The sequence below is a fragment of the Acinetobacter thutiue genome (assembly GCF_030385805.1).
GTDB classification, from domain to species: Bacteria; Pseudomonadota; Gammaproteobacteria; order Pseudomonadales; family Moraxellaceae; genus Acinetobacter; species Acinetobacter corruptisaponis.
On sequence record NZ_JAUDZE010000009.1, the window covers coordinates 40441 to 57978 of the forward strand.

The 17538-nt window shown below is 44.4% G+C and carries 22 protein-coding genes and 2 tRNA genes; 7 read left to right on the forward strand and 17 right to left on the reverse strand.

Annotated features, from left to right (window positions below):
* The first annotated feature begins 30 nt into the window (after nt 1–30).
* Nucleotides 31–1821 (forward strand): arginine--tRNA ligase, encoded by a 1791-nt coding sequence (gene argS, locus QTA56_RS15000; RefSeq protein ID WP_267981800.1) that lies wholly within the window; start codon nt 31–33, stop codon nt 1819–1821.
* A 101-nt stretch (nt 1822–1922) separates the two neighbouring features.
* Nucleotides 1923–2531 carry an SPOR domain-containing protein gene (locus tag QTA56_RS15005; protein WP_267981801.1) on the forward strand — a complete coding sequence of 203 codons (609 nt, stop codon included), beginning with the start codon at nt 1923–1925 and terminating at the stop codon, nt 2529–2531.
* Nucleotides 2532–2595: 64 nt separating this feature from the next.
* On the opposite strand, the gene QTA56_RS15010 is transcribed toward QTA56_RS15005, so the two are convergent.
* The 7 genes from QTA56_RS15010 to QTA56_RS15040 all read right to left on the reverse strand — a co-directional run bounded on the left by QTA56_RS15010 (nt 2596) and on the right by QTA56_RS15040 (nt 6389).
* Nucleotides 2596–3249, reverse strand: coding sequence for a glutathione S-transferase family protein (locus tag QTA56_RS15010; RefSeq protein ID WP_267981802.1), 654 nt, complete (start codon nt 3247–3249; stop codon nt 2596–2598).
* Between the two features lie 96 nt (nt 3250–3345).
* Nucleotides 3346–3744 (reverse strand): OsmC family protein, encoded by a 399-nt coding sequence (locus tag QTA56_RS15015; protein ID WP_267981803.1) that lies wholly within the window; start codon nt 3742–3744, stop codon nt 3346–3348.
* Nucleotides 3741–4688, reverse strand: coding sequence for a pirin family protein (locus tag QTA56_RS15020; protein ID WP_267981804.1), 948 nt, complete (start codon nt 4686–4688; stop codon nt 3741–3743). Before QTA56_RS15020 ends, QTA56_RS15015 begins: the two co-directional genes overlap by 4 nt.
* 150 nt (nt 4689–4838) lie before the next feature.
* On the reverse strand, nt 4839–5114 hold the full coding sequence (locus QTA56_RS15025; RefSeq protein ID WP_267981805.1) for a DUF2798 domain-containing protein: 276 nt from the start codon (nt 5112–5114) through the stop codon (nt 4839–4841).
* A 19-nt stretch (nt 5115–5133) separates the two neighbouring features.
* Nucleotides 5134–5436, reverse strand: coding sequence for a DUF3861 domain-containing protein (locus QTA56_RS15030; protein WP_267981806.1), 303 nt, complete (start codon nt 5434–5436; stop codon nt 5134–5136).
* 21 nt (nt 5437–5457) lie between these two features.
* Nucleotides 5458–5847 carry a Fur family transcriptional regulator gene (locus tag QTA56_RS15035; protein WP_267981807.1) on the reverse strand — a complete coding sequence of 130 codons (390 nt, stop codon included), beginning with the start codon at nt 5845–5847 and terminating at the stop codon, nt 5458–5460.
* 14 nt (nt 5848–5861) lie between these two features.
* Complete coding sequence (locus tag QTA56_RS15040) at nt 5862–6389, reverse strand: PadR family transcriptional regulator (RefSeq protein ID WP_267981808.1); 528 nt, start codon at nt 6387–6389, stop codon at nt 5862–5864.
* A 448-nt stretch (nt 6390–6837) separates the two neighbouring features.
* Between QTA56_RS15040 and QTA56_RS15045 the strand changes: the two genes are divergently transcribed.
* The gene (locus tag QTA56_RS15045; protein WP_267981809.1) at nt 6838–7317 is read left to right on the forward strand and encodes an HAD domain-containing protein; all 480 of its coding nucleotides are present in this window, start codon (nt 6838–6840) and stop codon (nt 7315–7317) included.
* Between the two features lie 294 nt (nt 7318–7611).
* Here QTA56_RS15045 and guaA read toward each other — a convergent pair whose 3' ends face one another.
* Nucleotides 7612–9180 (reverse strand): glutamine-hydrolyzing GMP synthase, encoded by a 1569-nt coding sequence (gene guaA / locus QTA56_RS15050; protein WP_267981810.1) that lies wholly within the window; start codon nt 9178–9180, stop codon nt 7612–7614.
* A gap of 435 nt (nt 9181–9615) precedes the next feature.
* On the opposite strand from guaA, the gene QTA56_RS15055 reads away from it, so the two are divergent.
* On the forward strand, nt 9616–10842 hold the full coding sequence (locus QTA56_RS15055; RefSeq protein WP_267981902.1) for a DUF445 family protein: 1227 nt from the start codon (nt 9616–9618) through the stop codon (nt 10840–10842).
* A 63-nt stretch (nt 10843–10905) separates the two neighbouring features.
* Here the strand turns inward: QTA56_RS15055 and QTA56_RS15060 are convergent, their stop codons facing one another.
* Nucleotides 10906–11280, reverse strand: coding sequence for a NirD/YgiW/YdeI family stress tolerance protein (locus tag QTA56_RS15060; protein ID WP_267981811.1), 375 nt, complete (start codon nt 11278–11280; stop codon nt 10906–10908).
* Nucleotides 11281–11414: 134 nt separating this feature from the next.
* Nucleotides 11415–11837 (reverse strand): DoxX family protein, encoded by a 423-nt coding sequence (locus QTA56_RS15065; RefSeq protein WP_267981812.1) that lies wholly within the window; start codon nt 11835–11837, stop codon nt 11415–11417.
* 235 nt (nt 11838–12072) lie between these two features.
* Here QTA56_RS15065 and QTA56_RS15070 point away from each other — a divergent pair, with 235 nt between their 5' ends.
* Nucleotides 12073–12711 (forward strand): DedA family protein, encoded by a 639-nt coding sequence (locus QTA56_RS15070; RefSeq protein ID WP_267981813.1) that lies wholly within the window; start codon nt 12073–12075, stop codon nt 12709–12711.
* Nucleotides 12712–12723: 12 nt separating this feature from the next.
* Here QTA56_RS15070 and QTA56_RS15075 read toward each other — a convergent pair whose 3' ends face one another.
* The 5 genes from QTA56_RS15075 to QTA56_RS15095 form a co-directional block, all read right to left on the reverse strand.
* Entirely contained in the window at nt 12724–13314 is a 591-nt protein-coding gene (locus QTA56_RS15075) for a LysE family translocator (protein WP_267981903.1), read from the reverse strand.
* 209 nt (nt 13315–13523) lie between these two features.
* Nucleotides 13524–13913 (reverse strand): hypothetical protein, encoded by a 390-nt coding sequence (locus tag QTA56_RS15080; RefSeq protein WP_267981814.1) that lies wholly within the window; start codon nt 13911–13913, stop codon nt 13524–13526.
* Between the two features lie 9 nt (nt 13914–13922).
* Nucleotides 13923–14765: a ParA family protein gene (locus QTA56_RS15085; RefSeq protein ID WP_267981815.1), complete on the reverse strand. Its 843-nt coding sequence runs from the start codon at nt 14763–14765 to the stop codon at nt 13923–13925.
* An 81-nt stretch (nt 14766–14846) separates the two neighbouring features.
* A complete protein-coding gene (locus QTA56_RS15090) occupies nt 14847–15239 on the reverse strand; it encodes a SirB2 family protein (protein ID WP_267981816.1) in 393 nt (130 codons plus the stop codon).
* 9 nt (nt 15240–15248) lie between these two features.
* Nucleotides 15249–15557: a BolA family protein gene (locus QTA56_RS15095; RefSeq protein ID WP_267981817.1), complete on the reverse strand. Its 309-nt coding sequence runs from the start codon at nt 15555–15557 to the stop codon at nt 15249–15251.
* A gap of 227 nt (nt 15558–15784) precedes the next feature.
* Here QTA56_RS15095 and QTA56_RS15100 point away from each other — a divergent pair.
* A tRNA-Gly gene (locus QTA56_RS15100) sits at nt 15785–15860 on the forward strand.
* A gap of 45 nt (nt 15861–15905) precedes the next feature.
* A tRNA-Gly gene (locus QTA56_RS15105) sits at nt 15906–15981 on the forward strand.
* 65 nt (nt 15982–16046) lie between these two features.
* Here QTA56_RS15105 and QTA56_RS15110 read toward each other — a convergent pair.
* The gene (locus QTA56_RS15110; protein WP_267981818.1) at nt 16047–16406 is read right to left on the reverse strand and encodes a RidA family protein; all 360 of its coding nucleotides are present in this window, start codon (nt 16404–16406) and stop codon (nt 16047–16049) included.
* 10 nt (nt 16407–16416) lie between these two features.
* Nucleotides 16417–17520, reverse strand: a complete 1104-nt coding sequence (alr, locus tag QTA56_RS15115; protein ID WP_267981819.1) for an alanine racemase — start codon at nt 17518–17520, stop codon at nt 16417–16419.
* Nucleotides 17521–17538 lie beyond the last annotated feature (18 nt).

A 17538-nucleotide genomic window follows, 5' to 3' on the forward strand; every position in this document is an offset into this window, starting at 1 on the left:
CGTTTTTCCGCGACACTTATTTCGGTAACTATGAATACGGCAATACAATCAGCGCTTGATCATGCGGTACAATCCCTTCAACAACAAGGGGTACTTCCTTCCGATTGGACCAATACGAGCCATTTAACCCGTACCAAAGACCGAAGTCACGGTGACTTCGCCTCAAATATCGCCATGATCGGCTCCAAGCCAGCTGGCATGAAACCACGCGATCTTGCTGAAAAAATTCTGGCGGCACTCCCAGAAGTGGCTGACATTAGCAAGGCGGAAATCGCTGGACCTGGCTTTATCAACTTCTTTTTAAACGCAGACCAGCGCTTTGCTGTACTTGACCAGATTCAGGCACAAAAAGATCAATATGGCCGTAGTCAGGTTAATGCAGCCAAAAAAATCCAAGTTGAATTTGTTTCCGCAAACCCGACCTCTAGCCTGCATGTGGGGCATGGACGTGGTGCAGCTTATGGAATGACCGTTGCCAACTTATTAGAAGCAACAGGTGCCAAAGTTGACCGTGAATATTACGTCAACGATGCGGGCCGTCAGATGGATATCCTGGCGACCTCAACTTATTTACGTTATCTGGAATTACTGGGCCAGAAGCTGGTTTTCCCTAAAAATGCCTATCAGGGCGACTATGTTAAGGAAATCGCGCAAACGATTATTGATCAAGATGCTGATGCGTATGTCCGCCCAGTGGCCGATGTCTATAAAGATGTGCCTGAAGATGTGCAGTATGCGGATGAACTCGATGCTGATGGCAACAAAGTCGTTCTTTCTGGCGACAAGGAAAAGCATATTGATGGTCTGATTGCCAATTCTCAACAATTGTTAGGTGCAGGCTATCGTGTTTTCCATCAGGCGGCTTTACATGCCATTCTAGATGACATCAAGGACGATCTCGCTGACTTTGGCGTGACCTTTGATGAATGGTTTAGTGAGGCATCATTAACCGAAAAGATTGATGAAGCACTGGCAACACTAGACCAGCGTGGCTTCCTTTATGAAAAGGATGGCAACATCTGGTTTAAATCAACCGAATTTGGTGATGAAAAAGACCGTGTGGTGAAACGCCGTAATGGTCAAACCACCTATTTCGCGTCTGACATTGCCTATCATCTGAATAAACTGCAACGTGGTTATACCGACCTGATTGATATCTGGGGTTCAGACCACCACGGCTATATTTCACGTGTCAAGGCCGCGATTGATGCAATGGGTTATGACTCGAAAAAACTGACTGTTCTTTTGGTACAGTTCGTCAGCTTATGGCGTGGCGGTGAGATGGTGCAGATGTCATCACGTTCTGGTCAGTTCGTGACTTTACGTGACCTACGCAAAGAAGTGGGTAACGATGCAGCGCGCTTCTACTATGTCATGCGTAAGTCTGAGCAACACATCGACTTTGACCTAGACCTTGCGGTTTCACAAAGCAAGGACAATGCGGTGTATTACATTCAATATGCCCATGCACGTATTTGCCGTATGCTGGAAAAAGCTGCTTCTACAGGCATCAATATTGACGCCGCAGCAGCACGTGAGCATGCCAACCGTCTAGAACTTGATGCTGAAACTGAAATCTTGTCCAAGCTTGCCGCGTATCCTGACATTCTGGTACGTGCAGCAAATGCCTATGAACCACACCAGATCGGCAACTATCTCAAGGAATTGGCTGCCCTGTTCCACGGTTGGTACAATGAACATAAGGTTTTAAGTGATGATGCATCACTTACACAAGCCCGCTTATTGCTTTCAATCAACGTACAGCAAGTGCTACACAATGGTTTAGAATTGCTTGGTGTGTCTGCTCCTGAAGCCATGTAATATATAGGCATTACGGTAAACAAAGCATATGTTAGACATAATGCCTTGTTTACCGAAGATTCAAGTGACCCATAACATAATAGAATCAAGAGGAATTTCAGGTGTTTGGAAAAACGCAACGTGGTGTATCTGAACGACCAAACAAGCCCAAAAAACCACTCATTCCAAAATGGCTGGGGATGCTTGTCGCAATTCTAGCGATTCTATGCGTGGGTGTCATGTTGATGCTTTGGCAGCCGTGGCAACCTGTTCCGACCAAGACTCAGGTGACTTCTCCACATGATCAGGAAGAGGACACCAACAAGGACTACCGTTTCTATGACCTGTTGCCACAACAGCAGGTGACGCCAATTCCTGAACAGGCTGTGCCAGAAACCAAGCAACAGGGCAATGTGGTGATTATTGAGTCACCGAAACCTGAAACAACCACAGTGGAAAACCCTGCAAATATCACGGCAACTGAAGAAACAGTTCCAGCCCGTCCAACTTATATTTTACAGGTACGCAGCTATCCTGATCCTGATAGTGCCGATGCCCGTCGTGCCGAAATTATCTTGAATGGCTTATCTGCCGATGTGGTTAAAACAGTGGAAAATGGCCAGACATGGTACCGTGTTTTCTCTGGTCCTTATGATAGCCAGGATGCGGCACTTGCGGCACAACAAACCCTGCAACACAGCGGCATTGACTCCATCGTGATCAAGCGTTAATAAATTTAGAATTAAAAAAGGGGGAAACAATATGTTTCCCCCTTTTTCTATTTTATATCTGGCTTTAAGCACATTGTGAGTGCAGGCTTTTCTGCTCAGCATGCTGAAACGCTGGACGTTGCTGGACACGTTGTACAAAAGCCTGAATATTGGGATATTTTCCATGCAGTCGATTTTGAATCGCAATCAGTGGAAAAGCCATTTGAATGTCCGCAAAGGAAAAATCGCCTGCAAAATATTCATGTTTCGCCAAATATTCTTCCAGGTAGAGAATATGCTCTTTTACCCGCGGGCGCACGAAGCCTGCCTTTACCCCATCAGTGATCTTCTGTGCAATCGGACGGATGACCCAGGGCACATGCTTGCTCACACTATTCATCACCAGCGTCATGACCAGCAATGGCATCAGCGACCCCTCGGCATAGTGCATCCAGTAGGAATACTGACGCTGTTCTTTGGGATGTGGCGGCTTGAATTGTTGCTGCTCATCATATTCCTGCTGTAGATAATCCAGAATGACTGCCGACTCCACAATCACCTCATCATCATCGACCAGAATCGGGGCTTTTCCCAGTGGGTGGATTTTCTTTAAACTTTCTGGGGCGGCATAGCTGGATGTTCTTTGGTAGTACTCAACCTGGTAGTCCACACCAAGCTCCTCTAATGCCCACAGAATCCTGAAAGAACGTGAGCATTGCAGATAATGTAAGGTAATCATTTTTGTGCCTGCTTTGTGCGACGCAACTGCCGTGTCCATCCCTCTGACAATTGCGTTTAGAATTATATTTTGCTCAAGCACAATAGCACTTTAGTCTTAAACAATCATGGTCTGAATGTCTAAACTACGTAACAAAGTTTTAGTGACAGGCGTTTTACTACACACATTAAGAAGTTTTTCTTTTAAGTCTTGTGAAACAGGTTGTTTAAATATTACCCGACGTTCAATCCGTTCCTGTTGCTCACGATTGCTATGGAAGTCAACCTCAACGCTAAACTCGCCCAAATCCATTTCCTTATGCTTGGCATACATCCGCAAGGTGATCATGGTGCACGATGCCAAACTGGCGCTCAGGAAATCATAAGGGGCTGGACCTGTATCATGCCCACCAAATGCTTCTGGCTTATCTGTCAGGTACTGGTGTGTTCCACTGCTCACCCCTCCTTTCCAGGGTTCAGGCAATGTTTGAACGTTTGCACTCGCAATTATACTCATTTTGAAGCCCTCATTTGATCAGGCAAGACAGGTGCTTCCAGTCGTTTACCTGGATAATCAGGAATTTCCCCAAAACGCGCATCATGATTGATCCAGTCCTCACGTGCCTGTTGCAAGTCCTCCATCGTACGCCCAACAAAATTCCACCACAATAAAATTGGCGACTCGAATGGTTCACCACCAATCAACAACAGGCGATGGCCCTCAATCAGCTCAACCTCAATCTCAGTTAACCCTGTTTCCAGCACCACCATATTATCGGTATTCAGTTCATGTCCATTGACCCGAGCAGTACCCTCAAGTGCCATAAAGGCATATTCAAACTCTGGATTAAGGGGGATACGGGTTCTGGTATTGGCCTGTGCGGTCAAGTCCACACCCACCAATGCTGTATGCACCTGAACAGGTGACACGGTTTGTAAAAACTCCCCCACAAGCACCGTAAACTCAACTTGATCCTTGCTGACCACAGGTAATTCTGGATAATGCTCAAACTTGGGCTGCATATCGCGCTTGGCATCAGGCAAGGCAATCCACAACTGTGCCGCGTGCATTTTGGTTTCAGTATCAGGTGCCACCTCGGTATGTGAAATCCCATGCCCCGCAGTCATCAGGTTGACCTGTTTTGGACGAATCAACTGCTTTGAACCAAGGCTGTCGGTATGCATCATGGTACCTTCAATCATCCATGTGAATGTCTGCAAACCGATATGTGGATGAGGTCCAACATCCAGACCATCACCCGCAGGAAAACTGACAGGCCCCGCATGGTCAAGGAAACACCATGCACCAACCAGACGCTTGTGGCGGCTAGGCAGGGCACGCTTGATGACTGTCCCCTTACCAATTTCGGCTGACCGTATCGTGAATTCCTGAATAAATTGGTTGATGTAGGTTTCGCAGTCTTTTGAATCAGAAATATCGTAATCATTGTTATTGCTCATGATATCGCTCTCTTTTACCTATGCTGTTGCAATGAGTTGTTTTATTGATCTTAGCAACACAAACCCCATTCAATATAGTCTTTTGGTAATACGCAGAGTGTTATGCATGGGACAATCCTGACTCAGGACTGATAATCAGCATTCTTTCGCTCAGTGGGGTGGCATCTCCACAATCAGGCCCGTTAGGCGTCGCACCAATGGCAAGAAAACCAGCACCACAGGATAGGCAATCGCCCAGGAAAACATCCAGGTGGCAAGCCATTGGTTGATGAAGCCTGTGTTAAAACCCATATTCATAAGCAGGTTAATGAATGATATGGTTCCACTCATTAAGCATGACAAGAGTAAAGGTATAATCCAGCCCGCATACTTTGCTGGCAGCTTGGCCATAAATCGTTTTTTTGTTGTCAATTTTGACCTCCCCATTGCCTGTTGCCATCCATCATCATGCTGATTTCTTCAACTGCTGTTTTAGGTTTTTCATAAACTGGCCAAACTGGGGGAAAAATTCTTCAAATAAAGGATGATCCCGATTTTCCAGCATGACCTCACTAAATAGTTTCAGACCAACCGCAAATGATGTGGTGGTTTGATCGTTAAACAACTCCGCTTTCCTCAAACGTTCGACGATCTCAAAAATGTCATCATGGTTGCCCGTATAAAATTCCAGACGCTCAGTGTAGGTTGAAGCCAGCCCTTTCGGGTCCTTTAAATGCTGTACGGTGACATGGTATTGATGTTGTTTCATAATGTTCTCCAATATGCCTTTTTAAGCACTTTCCTTAATTTCGACCTGCATCAGGTCAACTTGATATTGCTTAAACACAACTTTCAGCGACTGTAAAAATTGTGCCTGCTTTGCTGCGGTTAAATCTGTACAACGAATTTGCAGCAGTTGACTTTTAGACAAGGTGGGGAGGTTAAATTTCGTCTCGGCACGATGAAACTGGTAACTGGCAAGCAAACCTGCCACCACCAAATCACTGACCACGCGATAGACCGTTGCCAAACTTAACTGCTGTTTTTGCTCATGCAATTGCTGGTAGATTTGCTTCACGGTGAGGTCTTCTGTTTGCTGTGCCAACAAGGACAAAACCGCCATACGTGGATGCGTTACCCTTAATCCTGCCTGCCTGATTTTTTGCTGTAGCTGTAACATCACTTGCTCCCAACTTATAGGCGTCCAATCGCAATTGCAGCCTGATCAATTTTTTCAGCAATTTGATAAATCTGCTCCTGTTGCAAGTCCGCGATATTCAGCTTTAAACGCAGCGCGGTTTTTAGATTCTCCATCGCACGATGAATCTCAATCAGTTGGTCATTGTTGTGAATCTCACGTCGCAATCGCAGCTTTTCCAGTAATCCATCCAGCATCTCCTGCTGCTCTTTCAGGTAAGCCCTACCATATTCGGTCACCTGGTATTGCTTACGTTCAGCATCACGTAGTGAAATAAAATTCATTTCCTCCAAACTGGTCAGCGTTGGATAAATTGTGCCTGCACTCGGGCTATATCCATCCCCCACCAGATCACTAATTTCCTTAATAATTTCATAACCATGTTTTGGGCTTTGCTGAATCAAATGTAAAACCAAAAGCTTCATTCGCCCTGATTCAAACAAGCGTCCACGGCGGCCTGTTCGGTGATGTTCCCGATGATGTATATCACGTTCGCTTTCATGATGATCTGATTGATGTCTCATCTTTATTTTTCTCATATTGCACAATTTATGCATATTAAGATATATCTTAAATAATCTTATAGCAAGTTAAGATATATCTTTAAATTTTAAAGTTTTGATATTTATTGGATTATTTATTTTTTAGTAAGAAATTTGGAAGAATTAAGTAATAAAAAAGAGCAGCTAGGCGCTCTTGTTACTGGCAATAGGTATCAAATATATTTGTAAAGTAAATAAATTGTTTCAAACACAACCGTTCTACCTTTTATAAAACACCGATAAAATCCTTAATGATTTGAAAAGTTTAAACTTTTTTAATTTCATATAATAGTCAGTATGTTAAATAAGGAATTAGATAAAAATTTTGATATGGATATGTAGGTGAAAATTTATTCGACCTTTATAATAATAAATTGGATCATGTTATAGTTAATGATAATTGCAAACCAACAAAGCATCAATTTTCATAATGATTTTACTTCTTGACATTGATGGAGTCTTGGAAACTTCTCCTTCTTGGAAAAAACCAGAGTTCCTAGAAGACAACTTCTATAAATTCGATGAAAACTCTCAAAAAAACTTCATTGAAATTATTGACAAAATAAATCCTGAAATCATTTTGACAACTACTCACAGAATTAATTACAACTTAATGGAATGGAATCAAATTTTTGAATTAAGAGGTATACATGTTGATAAAATATCTAAAATAAATGACGCAAAAAAAGCAATCGACATTAAGAAAAGAAATGTTGAAATTGAAGAATGGTTTTCAAATAATAAAACTGCTGAATTTTTAATTCTTGATGATGATAAAAGTTTAAACGAACTCACTGATAATTTAAAAAATCGTTGGATACAAATAGACTCTATGCTTGGAATCACCGAATCAATAAAAAATCAAATATTGGAAAAAATAAATAATTTCAACTACCGCATGCGAAATTAACTTAGAGTATTTAAGAAAAATCAAATAGTTAAAAATTAAATTTAACGTAAAAAAGCAAAAAGCCGACTTTTGTAAGTCGGCTTTTTTGATCTATTTTAGGAAGCCTACTGCCGCGAGCACAGCTCTAAGCATAATTCAGGCAAGCAGCGTTGCTGCTTGAAATCCCGTCTGCCGCGGGCACAGCCCTTGGCGTAAATTTGGCTAAAAGCTATCGCTTTTAGAAAGCCCATGCTACCGCAGGCATAGCCTTTGGCGTAATTCAGGCAAGAAGCTTCGCTTCTTGAAATCCCTGAATTACTCCCACTCAATCGTTGCAGGTGGCTTAGATGAAACGTCATAAACCACACGTGAAACATCTTTAATTTCGTTCATGATACGGGTTGAGATTTTATCAACCAGTTCATACGGTAAATGCGCAAAACGTGCTGTCATAAAGTCAACAGTTTCAACAGCACGAAGCGCAATCACCCATGCATAACGACGACCATCACCAACGACACCCACAGATTTCACGGGCTGGAACACTGCAAAGGCTTGCGCAGTCTTGTCATACCAACCACTCACACGAAGTTCCTGCATAAAGATGTCATCAGCAAGACGAAGAATATCAGCATATTCTTTTTTCACTTCACCCAAGATACGCACGCCCAAACCTGGGCCTGGGAATGGATGACGGTAAATCATGCTATGCGGCAAACCAAGTGTTGTACCCAGTTTACGCACTTCATCCTTAAACAGGTCACGCAATGGCTCAACCAGATCAAAAGCCAGGTCTTCTGGCAGACCACCCACATTGTGGTGTGACTTGATCACGTGTGCCTTACCCTGCTTGCTTGCAGCAGATTCGATCACGTCAGGATAAATCGTCCCTTGTGCCAAGAATTTCACGCCATCAAGCTTACGTGCCTCTTCCGCAAACACTTCGATAAATTCACGACCAATGATCTTACGTTTCTTCTCAGGATCAACTTCACCCGCCAATGCGGTTAAGAAACGTTCTTCAGCATCAGCACGGATCACGCGGATTCCCATGTTGTCCGCGAACATCTGCATCACCTGATCTCCCTCGTTTAAACGAAGCAAACCATTGTCCACAAACACACACGTTAATTGGTCACCAATCGCCTTATGCAACAATGCGGCAACCACAGATGAGTCCACACCGCCAGACAAGCCCAACAGAACCTTTTCATCACCAATTTGTTTACGTAATTGTTCCACACGTAAATCGATAATGTGTTCTGGTGTCCAGAGACCACGGCAACCACAAATTTGATGCACGAAATTAGAAAGAAGTTCCGCACCTTTTGCAGTATGGGTTACTTCTGGATGGAACTGCACGCCATAGAAACGGCGTGTTTCATCACTGACCGCAGCAAATGGGCAACTTGGTGTGCTTGCGGTCACCTTGAAACCCTCAGGAATTGCGCTGACCTTGTCACCATGACTCATCCAGACATGAAGCTGGTTTTCACGATCCTGCAAGTTGCCAATCAACTGGTCACGCACCAGAATGTCAACCTCAGCATAGCCAAACTCATGTACCGTACCTGGCTCCACCTTACCGCCAAGTTGCTCAGACATGGTTTGCAGGCCATAGCAAATACCCAGTACTGGCACACCCAACTCAAACACCACCTGAGGTGCGCGTGGGCTACCCTCCTGATGCACGCTCTCAGGGCCACCTGACAGAATAATCCCGTTTGGATTAAATGCGCGAATATCCTCCTCAGACATATCGAACGCATACATTTCAGAGTAGACGCCCGCTTCACGTACACGACGTGCAATGAGCTGGCTATATTGAGAGCCGAAATCCAGAATCAGGATACGATCTTCAGTAATTTGAGTATTGGTCGTCATGGCGAATCATTAAAGGCAAATGAATTAAGCGCCATATTCTAGCATTTTTCACGCTTTGACGCACCGCAATTCATCATCTATCTTATTTTTTAGCTGTGGTTGTCAATCAGGCCTGATATTTAAACCAAAATCTCAGCCAAACACACAGATAAAAGAGAGTTAAATCAACAATTCTTGCCCATTCTGCTCAACACAAAGCAAAAATTGGTGCTAAGATGTTGAGTTAGAGATGCGTTACCATGGAAAGGTATTCAATCGACTACATCGTTTCCTTTTTATGGGATGGCGATGTCCTTGAGCAAAGGAAAATTAAAAAGCCTATAAGGGAAATTGGTGCATCGCCAATGTCCTAAAATATTTCACTATCATCTATGGCTTGCCCATTCACGGGCAACAATTAGGACTTGAAGGACCAATACAATAATGTTTCAAGAAATGATTGCGGATTTTCAACAGAATTTCTGGTTATATATTTCAATCCCGTTTATCAGTGGTTTTATTGGCTATGTGACCAAAGTGATTGCAATTCAAATGATGTTTGCACCACTTGAATTTAAGGGATTAAGGTTATTTGGTCTTCCAATTGGATGGCAAGGGATTGTTCCCCGCAAGGCTGAAAAGATGGCAACCACTGCCGTTGAGCTAATGACCTCCAAGTTGATTAAACCACAGGAAATTTTTGCCAGACTCGACCCCAAGCGTATCGCCCAGGAAATTGAAAAACCCCTGATGGCGGCTGCCGAAGACATTACCCGCGAGGTTGCACAGGAATACCATCCTGGTTTATGGGAAGGCATGCCAGAGTTTGCCCGCAAAAAGCTGATCAAGCGTGTGCAGGACAAAGCCCCTGAAATTGTTGAGCATATCATGGGCGAGGTGCAAAAAGATGTCATCAAATACTTTGATATTAAACACATGGTCGTGAGCAACCTACTCAAGGATAAACGGCTGCTCAACGAGATCTTTAAAAAAGTTGGCAGGCAAGAGTTTAAGTTCTTTAGCAATATTGGCTTTGTGTTTGGCTTTGCGATTGGTGTGGTGCAAATGGCGGTGTGGGTCGTCACCCAAGGAAAATATCCTTGGTTACTGCCAATGTTTGGTGGTTTCGTCGGCTTCTTTAGTGACTGGATTGCTTTACATTTGATGTTTAGACCACTATACCCCAAAAAAATCATGGGTTTCACCATGCAGGGTTTATTTATTAAACGTCAGAATGAGGTCGCTGCCGATTATGCAGCATTGATTTCCAAACAGTTGCTCACCTCCCGCAACATGATGGAAGAGCTGTTTTCTGGCACACACTCAGACAAGGTGATTGAACTGGTCAGCCGCCATGTTAAGCAGGAAATTGACTTACAGGCAGGTATTGTTCGCCCACTGGTGGTGTACGCGATTGGCGGTGAAAAATATCAGAACCTTAAGAGCGAAGTGGCTGAACGTATTTTACAGCAACTGCCAGAAACCATGCGTTATGTGGAATCCTATGCTGAAGATGCCATGAACATTCGTAACACCCTGATTGAACGCATGCAACAACTGAGCCCTGAAGAGTTTGAGGGAATGCTCCGTCCTGCATTTAAAGAAGATGAATGGTCGTTGATCATTGTGGGCGCGGTGCTAGGTTTCCTTGTTGGGGAAATGCAGATCCACTTTATGCTGTAAATCTAAAATCCGTACAATTAAAAATAGGGAGCAATTGGCTCCCTGTTTTTTATGATTTAAAACTTAATGAGCATGTGCAACCTTTTCAATGCTGATCACCTCAACATCGGTTGGTTTATAGCGATGTGTATCCACCTCACCCACCAGACGCACATGGTCACCTACTTTCAAACCTGCCTTACGCCAGATGTCATCATCCACCTCAACGTTGATTGAACCACTTGCATCCTTAAATTCGTAATGGTCACTCTGAAGATGCTTCACAATTTGGCCTGTCAGTGTTACGCCTGTTTCATCAGCCAACTTGGCCGCCTGAGTGGCTGTAACCACATTTTTAGCCGCTTCCTGCACAATGGCTTGGTCAGGTTTACCAGCCCAGGTGGCTATTGATAAAGCTGTCAACAGCACAATGCCACAGCCCGCAATCATTTTTTTCATTTTTACCTATCCTGTATTAAACTCTTATGATCTAAACAGAAATTTATTGTTCTGTCGGCTTAAGTTTGTAATCAACAGTAAACTTTATTTATGTATATACCTAACCCCGCTAACAAAAGCGGGATTGCTGTTCACTACTTTTCAATTACGTGGTCAAGACTCAAACGACCTGCGCCATACAGCATCACATAAAGTAGCCCACCCGCCATGACAACATTCTTCATGAAATTAATCTGCTGGCTGTGATCCGTTGAATCATGAAACAAGAAAGCTGTTAAGACACTAAAAACTGCCAAGCCAAAGGCAGCAAAGCGTGCCTGAAAACCAAATAACAACGCTAGGCCACCACCAAACTCAACTAAAATGGTGAGGGGTAACAGTGCAGCAGGCACCCCCATCGATTCCATATACTGGGCAGTTGCAGCATAACCTGTAATTTTACCCCAACCAGAAATCAGGAAAATTTGTGCAATCAAGATACGCGCCACCAGCGTCACAATATTCTCAACGCTTGGCTGTGTGACGATATTTTTTACAACGACATTCGGATTAAACATGATCAGCTCCACACTGTTTATTTTTTAACATGACAACAGTGTAGGAATGTTTTATTTTGCAATAAACAGCATATTTGTGAATACATCATTCTATATTTGCAACAAAGAAGTCTTTTTCGCCTCAATCCATCATTTTTCAACCACATTGTAAAGTTACCAATAATTTTGCTTTTTATACTGACTTTCCCTAAAGGCACTGCTAGGATTTAGCTCAAATTTATTGTATTCACATTTTATGGAACTCATTGATTTTATTCTGCACGTTGACGAACATCTTTTAGAGTTCATTACCAATTATGGCATATGGATTTATGCCATTCTGTTTTTAATCATCTTTGTTGAAACTGGTTTGGTAGTGATGCCCTTTTTACCAGGCGACAGCCTGTTATTTGCTGCGGGTGCGCTGGCTGCGTCAACGGGTGCCATGGACCCATGGGCACTCGGTATCCTGCTGTTTATCGCAGCGGTATTGGGTGATACCGTCAATTACCATATTGGCCGCTACATTGGCCCACGTGTATTTGAAATCAACTCACGTTTTATCAATCAGCAACACTTGATCAACACCCAGCAGTTTTTTCAGCGTCATGGTGGAAAAACCATTATCTTTGCTCGTTTTGTGCCGTTTGCACGCACCTTTGCACCTTTTGTTGCGGGTGCAGGCAGCATGAATTACAAGTTTTTCCTGACCTATAATGTGGTTGGCGCTTTCTGCTGGGTTGCCTCTTTCATTACCCTCGGTTATTTATTCGGAAACATGCCAATTGTGAAAGACAACTTCACCCACCTCATTTTTGGCATCATCATTATCAGTATCCTGCCAGGTGTGATTGGTTTTATTCGCCAAAAACTGAATAACCGTAAAACACAATAATTCAATGTCTGCCTAGAAGAAACGAAAGATCATTGGCAACATGCACATCAGCAGCAACATGGCCGATCCTTTATATAAATGGTCGGCTTTGATTCCAACCAGGCTACCTGCCAGCAAGGCACGGCCAAACACCATCCAGAAGATTGAAACAGGGATCAGCACCACACTGAACACCGCAAACACCAGAACCGTATTCTCTACCGAGTCCCATGTTTCACTGGGAAAAATCCCTGCCGCCAGCAGCAAGGTTTTAGGGTTTCTCAAAGCCGAGACAAACAACTGTGGCGTTCGGATATGTGGGTGATGCTGGTCATGTTTTTGCAGGTGTGAACTTTTCCATAAATGAAAGGCCAGCCATAACACATAAGCCACACTGGCAACATGCAGAATGTGGGTGAGTGCTGGCCAGATGGGATGGAACAGATGGATAAAGAGTGCCCACAACCCGATGCCATAGACATAACCCAACCATTCCATAGGAATAAACGGCAGGGTTTTCAATACACCTTGTTGATGGGTTGAACTGGCGAGTAAAGCATTGGTCGGCCCAGGAATCAATAACACCGCGATCATCGCAAAAACAAAAAACCAACTCTCAATCATAGACATACCGAATAACCCTACACGCCCGCCACCTTAAACGAATTTGGGACAAGAACACAAATTTTAGGATGTTGTCTGAGAGGGAAAATACGCAGGATCAGTGCTTTAAAATTTACAATATATTGATTTTATTAGTTATTTATTGAAACATTTTGCTAAAATTTAGTTATATGCCACCGTGGCAAACCACGGTGACAGAAGATCAACACTTATGATTTTGGACGTTGCTTCACAATAATTGGACACCCCTTGAACTGTGCCGCCTGCACAATGGCATCCTGCTGTCCAAGCACGTTGGCAAGCTCGGTATTCTTGGTGTTCATGGACTGCCCCATATTGACCGAGATGGATGGACCAAAACCCCATCCGCCCTTGCCCCAGCCACCACCGAGTCCAACACCCACGCCCACACCTGTACGTTTTGGTGTCTGCACGCCATTGTCGATGTACTGCTGGATACGGTTGTACTCTGCCTGCAACTGCTGGCAATTGAGCGACTGGTACTGGGTGGGTGACACGTAGGCTGGTTTAACCGTCGATGCACAGGCACCCAACAACATACTCGCTGCCAGCACAGGCATCCAATATAAGCGTTTCATAAGATTCTCTTATTTCTTTGACTCAATCTCATTGAACAGCGTGACATAAGCGACGGTCAATTTATGTTCAGATGCCAAATGAATCAAGGGTAAATTCTTCTGATGTGATTCTTTCATCAATACTGATGGCGGCAACATGCTTTCCAGCACAGGTAAACCATCATCCTTTAACTGCTGAACCACTTCACGGGGAAGTTTTGCCTGAGACTGGAACTGATTGACCACAATCCCTTCAATCTCCAAGCGATCATTATGATCATCTTGGGTTTCGATCACATTTTCAATCAAAGTTTGTAACGCACGTTTTGAGAACACGTCACAGTCGAATGGAATCAGCACGCGGTCTGCCGAGATCAGCGCAGACAGGGTAAAGAAGTTAAATGCTGGTGGTGTATCAATAAAGATACGGTCATAACGGGCGCTGAGTGCCTGAATTGAGTCACGTAATTTATAAATCTTGTGCTTGCTTTCCAGCGCGTGCTCCAGCGTACCCAGGCTTGGGCTGGCAGGAATCACATCCAGATTTGCGAAAGCGGAACGGTGCACATAGCTGTCCAGTCCCTTGCCACGGGGTGCTTTTAAAATCGAACCAATGGCATTGCCAATCAGGCCCTTTTGCTGCGTGGTTCCCAGCACATCCTCAAAAAAGTTTTCAATGTTTGGCTCCAATGCTGCCTTATCGGCAGAATAGGTGGCATCTTCACCCAAAAGGTACTGGCTTGAGTTTGCTTGTGGATCAAGGTCAATCACCAGGGTTCTTAAGCCCTGTTGAGCACTGATCGCAGCCAGATTGACCGCAATACTTGATTTCCCCACACCACCTTTTTGGTTAAATACCACACGCGTTAACATGATTTCCCTCTAACAAGATTTTTGTAAACTGCACGCAGTTTAACCTAGAGCCCACACAATTACTAAAACAATGTCAAACAATTACGCAAAAACTGGTTTAATGATGACCAGCCCCAGAATCCCCACCAGCGCCACCGTACCGATCAATAAACCAGCACGCCGCTGCACCAGCAAGATACTGTCATCTTTCTTGTAGGTTTTGATCAGGGAAGACCACAACACAAAAAATAGAATGATCTTGGCATAAAACCATGGCTGTACATCAAAGTTATTCATAAACAGTAGAACCGCACCCGTCACAATAATCAGGGTGAGGGATAGATGCTGTAATGCCACAAAGCCTTTACGCGCATGGCTGTTGGGCTGCTGGTCCCTGACACCCATATATAGGGTTGCCGCACGGGTGAAAAACACCAGAATCAATAAACTTACAGCCGACATATGAACAATTTTAGTGAGTAAATGTGCGTCCATCATTGATCCTTAGTTTTTTGGTGCATGGGCACATTCAGGGCTTGCAGGTGCCTGCCCCTGCCATTCCGTTGGAATATAGGCGTGAATTGCCAGTGCGTGAATCTGCCCAGGACTCATCAACCCTGCCGCAACGGCATAGACCTTTTGATGGCGCTGTACCAGACGCAGCCCCTGAAACTCCTCACTCACCACAATCACCTTAAAGTGGGATTCCTTGCCTGGGAAATATCCCCCATGCCCTGCCGACTCATTGATCACCTCAAGATGGATGGGTGCCAAGGTTTGTAAACGTTCAATCAACTGCTGTTCTAATTTCATCGGTCACTCTGTCAGGTCAGATTGAGATAGCTGCCAAGTATACATGACTGAAAGTGGTGGGTCTGTTGAGATTTCACAGCGACTTCGATGTCTGGATCACTCAATCCTGAGCAAAAGTGCATTTTTCTTGGTTTTTAGGCTGAAAATGCTTTTATTTTATGCAATTAAGCAATTTCTTTGAATAAAGTTATTGACCGTTGTTTTGCTTAATGTATTATAGCTGGCACGCGGGAATAGCTCAGTTGGTAGAGCATAACCTTGCCAAGGTTGGGGTCGCGAGTTCGAGTCTCGTTTCCCGCTCCAGATTGGTTTTTTTAAGTGTAAGTTTTAGTAAAAACTGCTCAATATGCGGGAATAGCTCAGTTGGTAGAGCATAACCTTGCCAAGGTTGGGGTCGCGAGTTCGAGTCTCGTTTCCCGCTCCAAATTTAAAAGGCCCTAGTCAAATGATTAGGGCTTTTTTCTTGTTTTAGAAATTTAAGTGACTGTATTATTTCTGCGCTGCGATGACCGCAATCTCAATTAACCATTTTGGATTGACCAGATCAGCCTGGATTGTGGCGCGCGAAGGTGCAACATGCCCCCTTAACCAGTCTACCCAGATCGCATTCACAATTGGAAAGTCTGAAAGATCCTTTAAAAATAGCTGGGCCGACAGTAAACGAGATTTATCCGTATCTGCCAAAGCCAAAAGCTGCTCAATGGTTGCCAGTACTTCTCGGGTTTGCCCCTCAATATCCAAATCGGCATTCTTAGGCACCTGCCCTGACAAATACACCACCTTGTTAAATACCGTTACGGCACTCATCACTTCGTTGGTGTTGATTTTCTGAATATCTGAATTTGACATTATGACGTCCTTATTGCTGGTTTATAAATGTGACACGCGAAGTGACACCACACATCAGTTCATAGCCCACCGTGCCTGATGCTGCCGCGACCTCATCAATTGCGAGAACTGTTCCTGTACGGGATTTACCCCATAACACCACTTCACTACCCACCTCAGCATCAGTGACTGGGGTGAGGTCAACCGCCAGCATGTCCATGCTGACACGGCCAATGGTCTGGGTACGGATACCATTGACCAGCACGGGTGTACCTGTTGGTGAAATACGCTGATACCCATCCGCATAACCGCATGCGACAATGCCGATGGTCATGGCTTGGCCCGCCACAAAACTTGAACCATATCCCACACTTTCATTGGCATTCAAGCGCTGGATGGCAATGATCTCACTACGCAGGCTCATGGTTGGTGCAAGTCCCCAGTCCTGTATGCTGTGTCTTGGATAGTCTGGCGAGCTTCCATACAGCATGATGCCGCCACGGACATAATCCGACTGAATCTGATGCGGATATCTTAGGATGGCGGCACTGTTACTAACCGACCTTTCACCTAGCAAGCCCTGAATGGTGGTTTCAAACTCCGTCAGTTGATAGTCAATCCCCTGATCTCCAAAACGGTCTCCATCCGCATCCGAGAAATGCATCATGTGGGTGATCGTGGCAACATGGGCGGACTGGCTCAACTGCCGCCAGATTTCACGGTATTGCTGTGGCTTAAACCCTAATCGGTTCATTCCACTATTCATTTTCAGGAAAATATCAAACTGGGCTGGGTAGATATGCTGCTGCAACCATGCAACCTGCTGCTCACTATGCACGGTAAAGCTCAGTTGATACTGTGCACAGTCAAACAGGTCCTGAGGCGAGAAAATTCCCTCCAGCAGTAAAATTGGACCTGTCCAGCCCAAGGCTCGTAAACGCTTTGCCTCATCAATATCGAGCAAGGCAAAACCATCTGCTGTCCTGAATGATTCATAAACGCGTTCAATACCATGCCCGTAGGCATTGGCTTTCACCACAGCAAAAACCTTGCTCTCTGGCACAGACTGCCTGATCACCTCAAGGTTTTGGCCCAGTGCCTGGGTATGGATCACCGCGGTAATTGGACGTGGCATACTAAACTTCCTTGTATG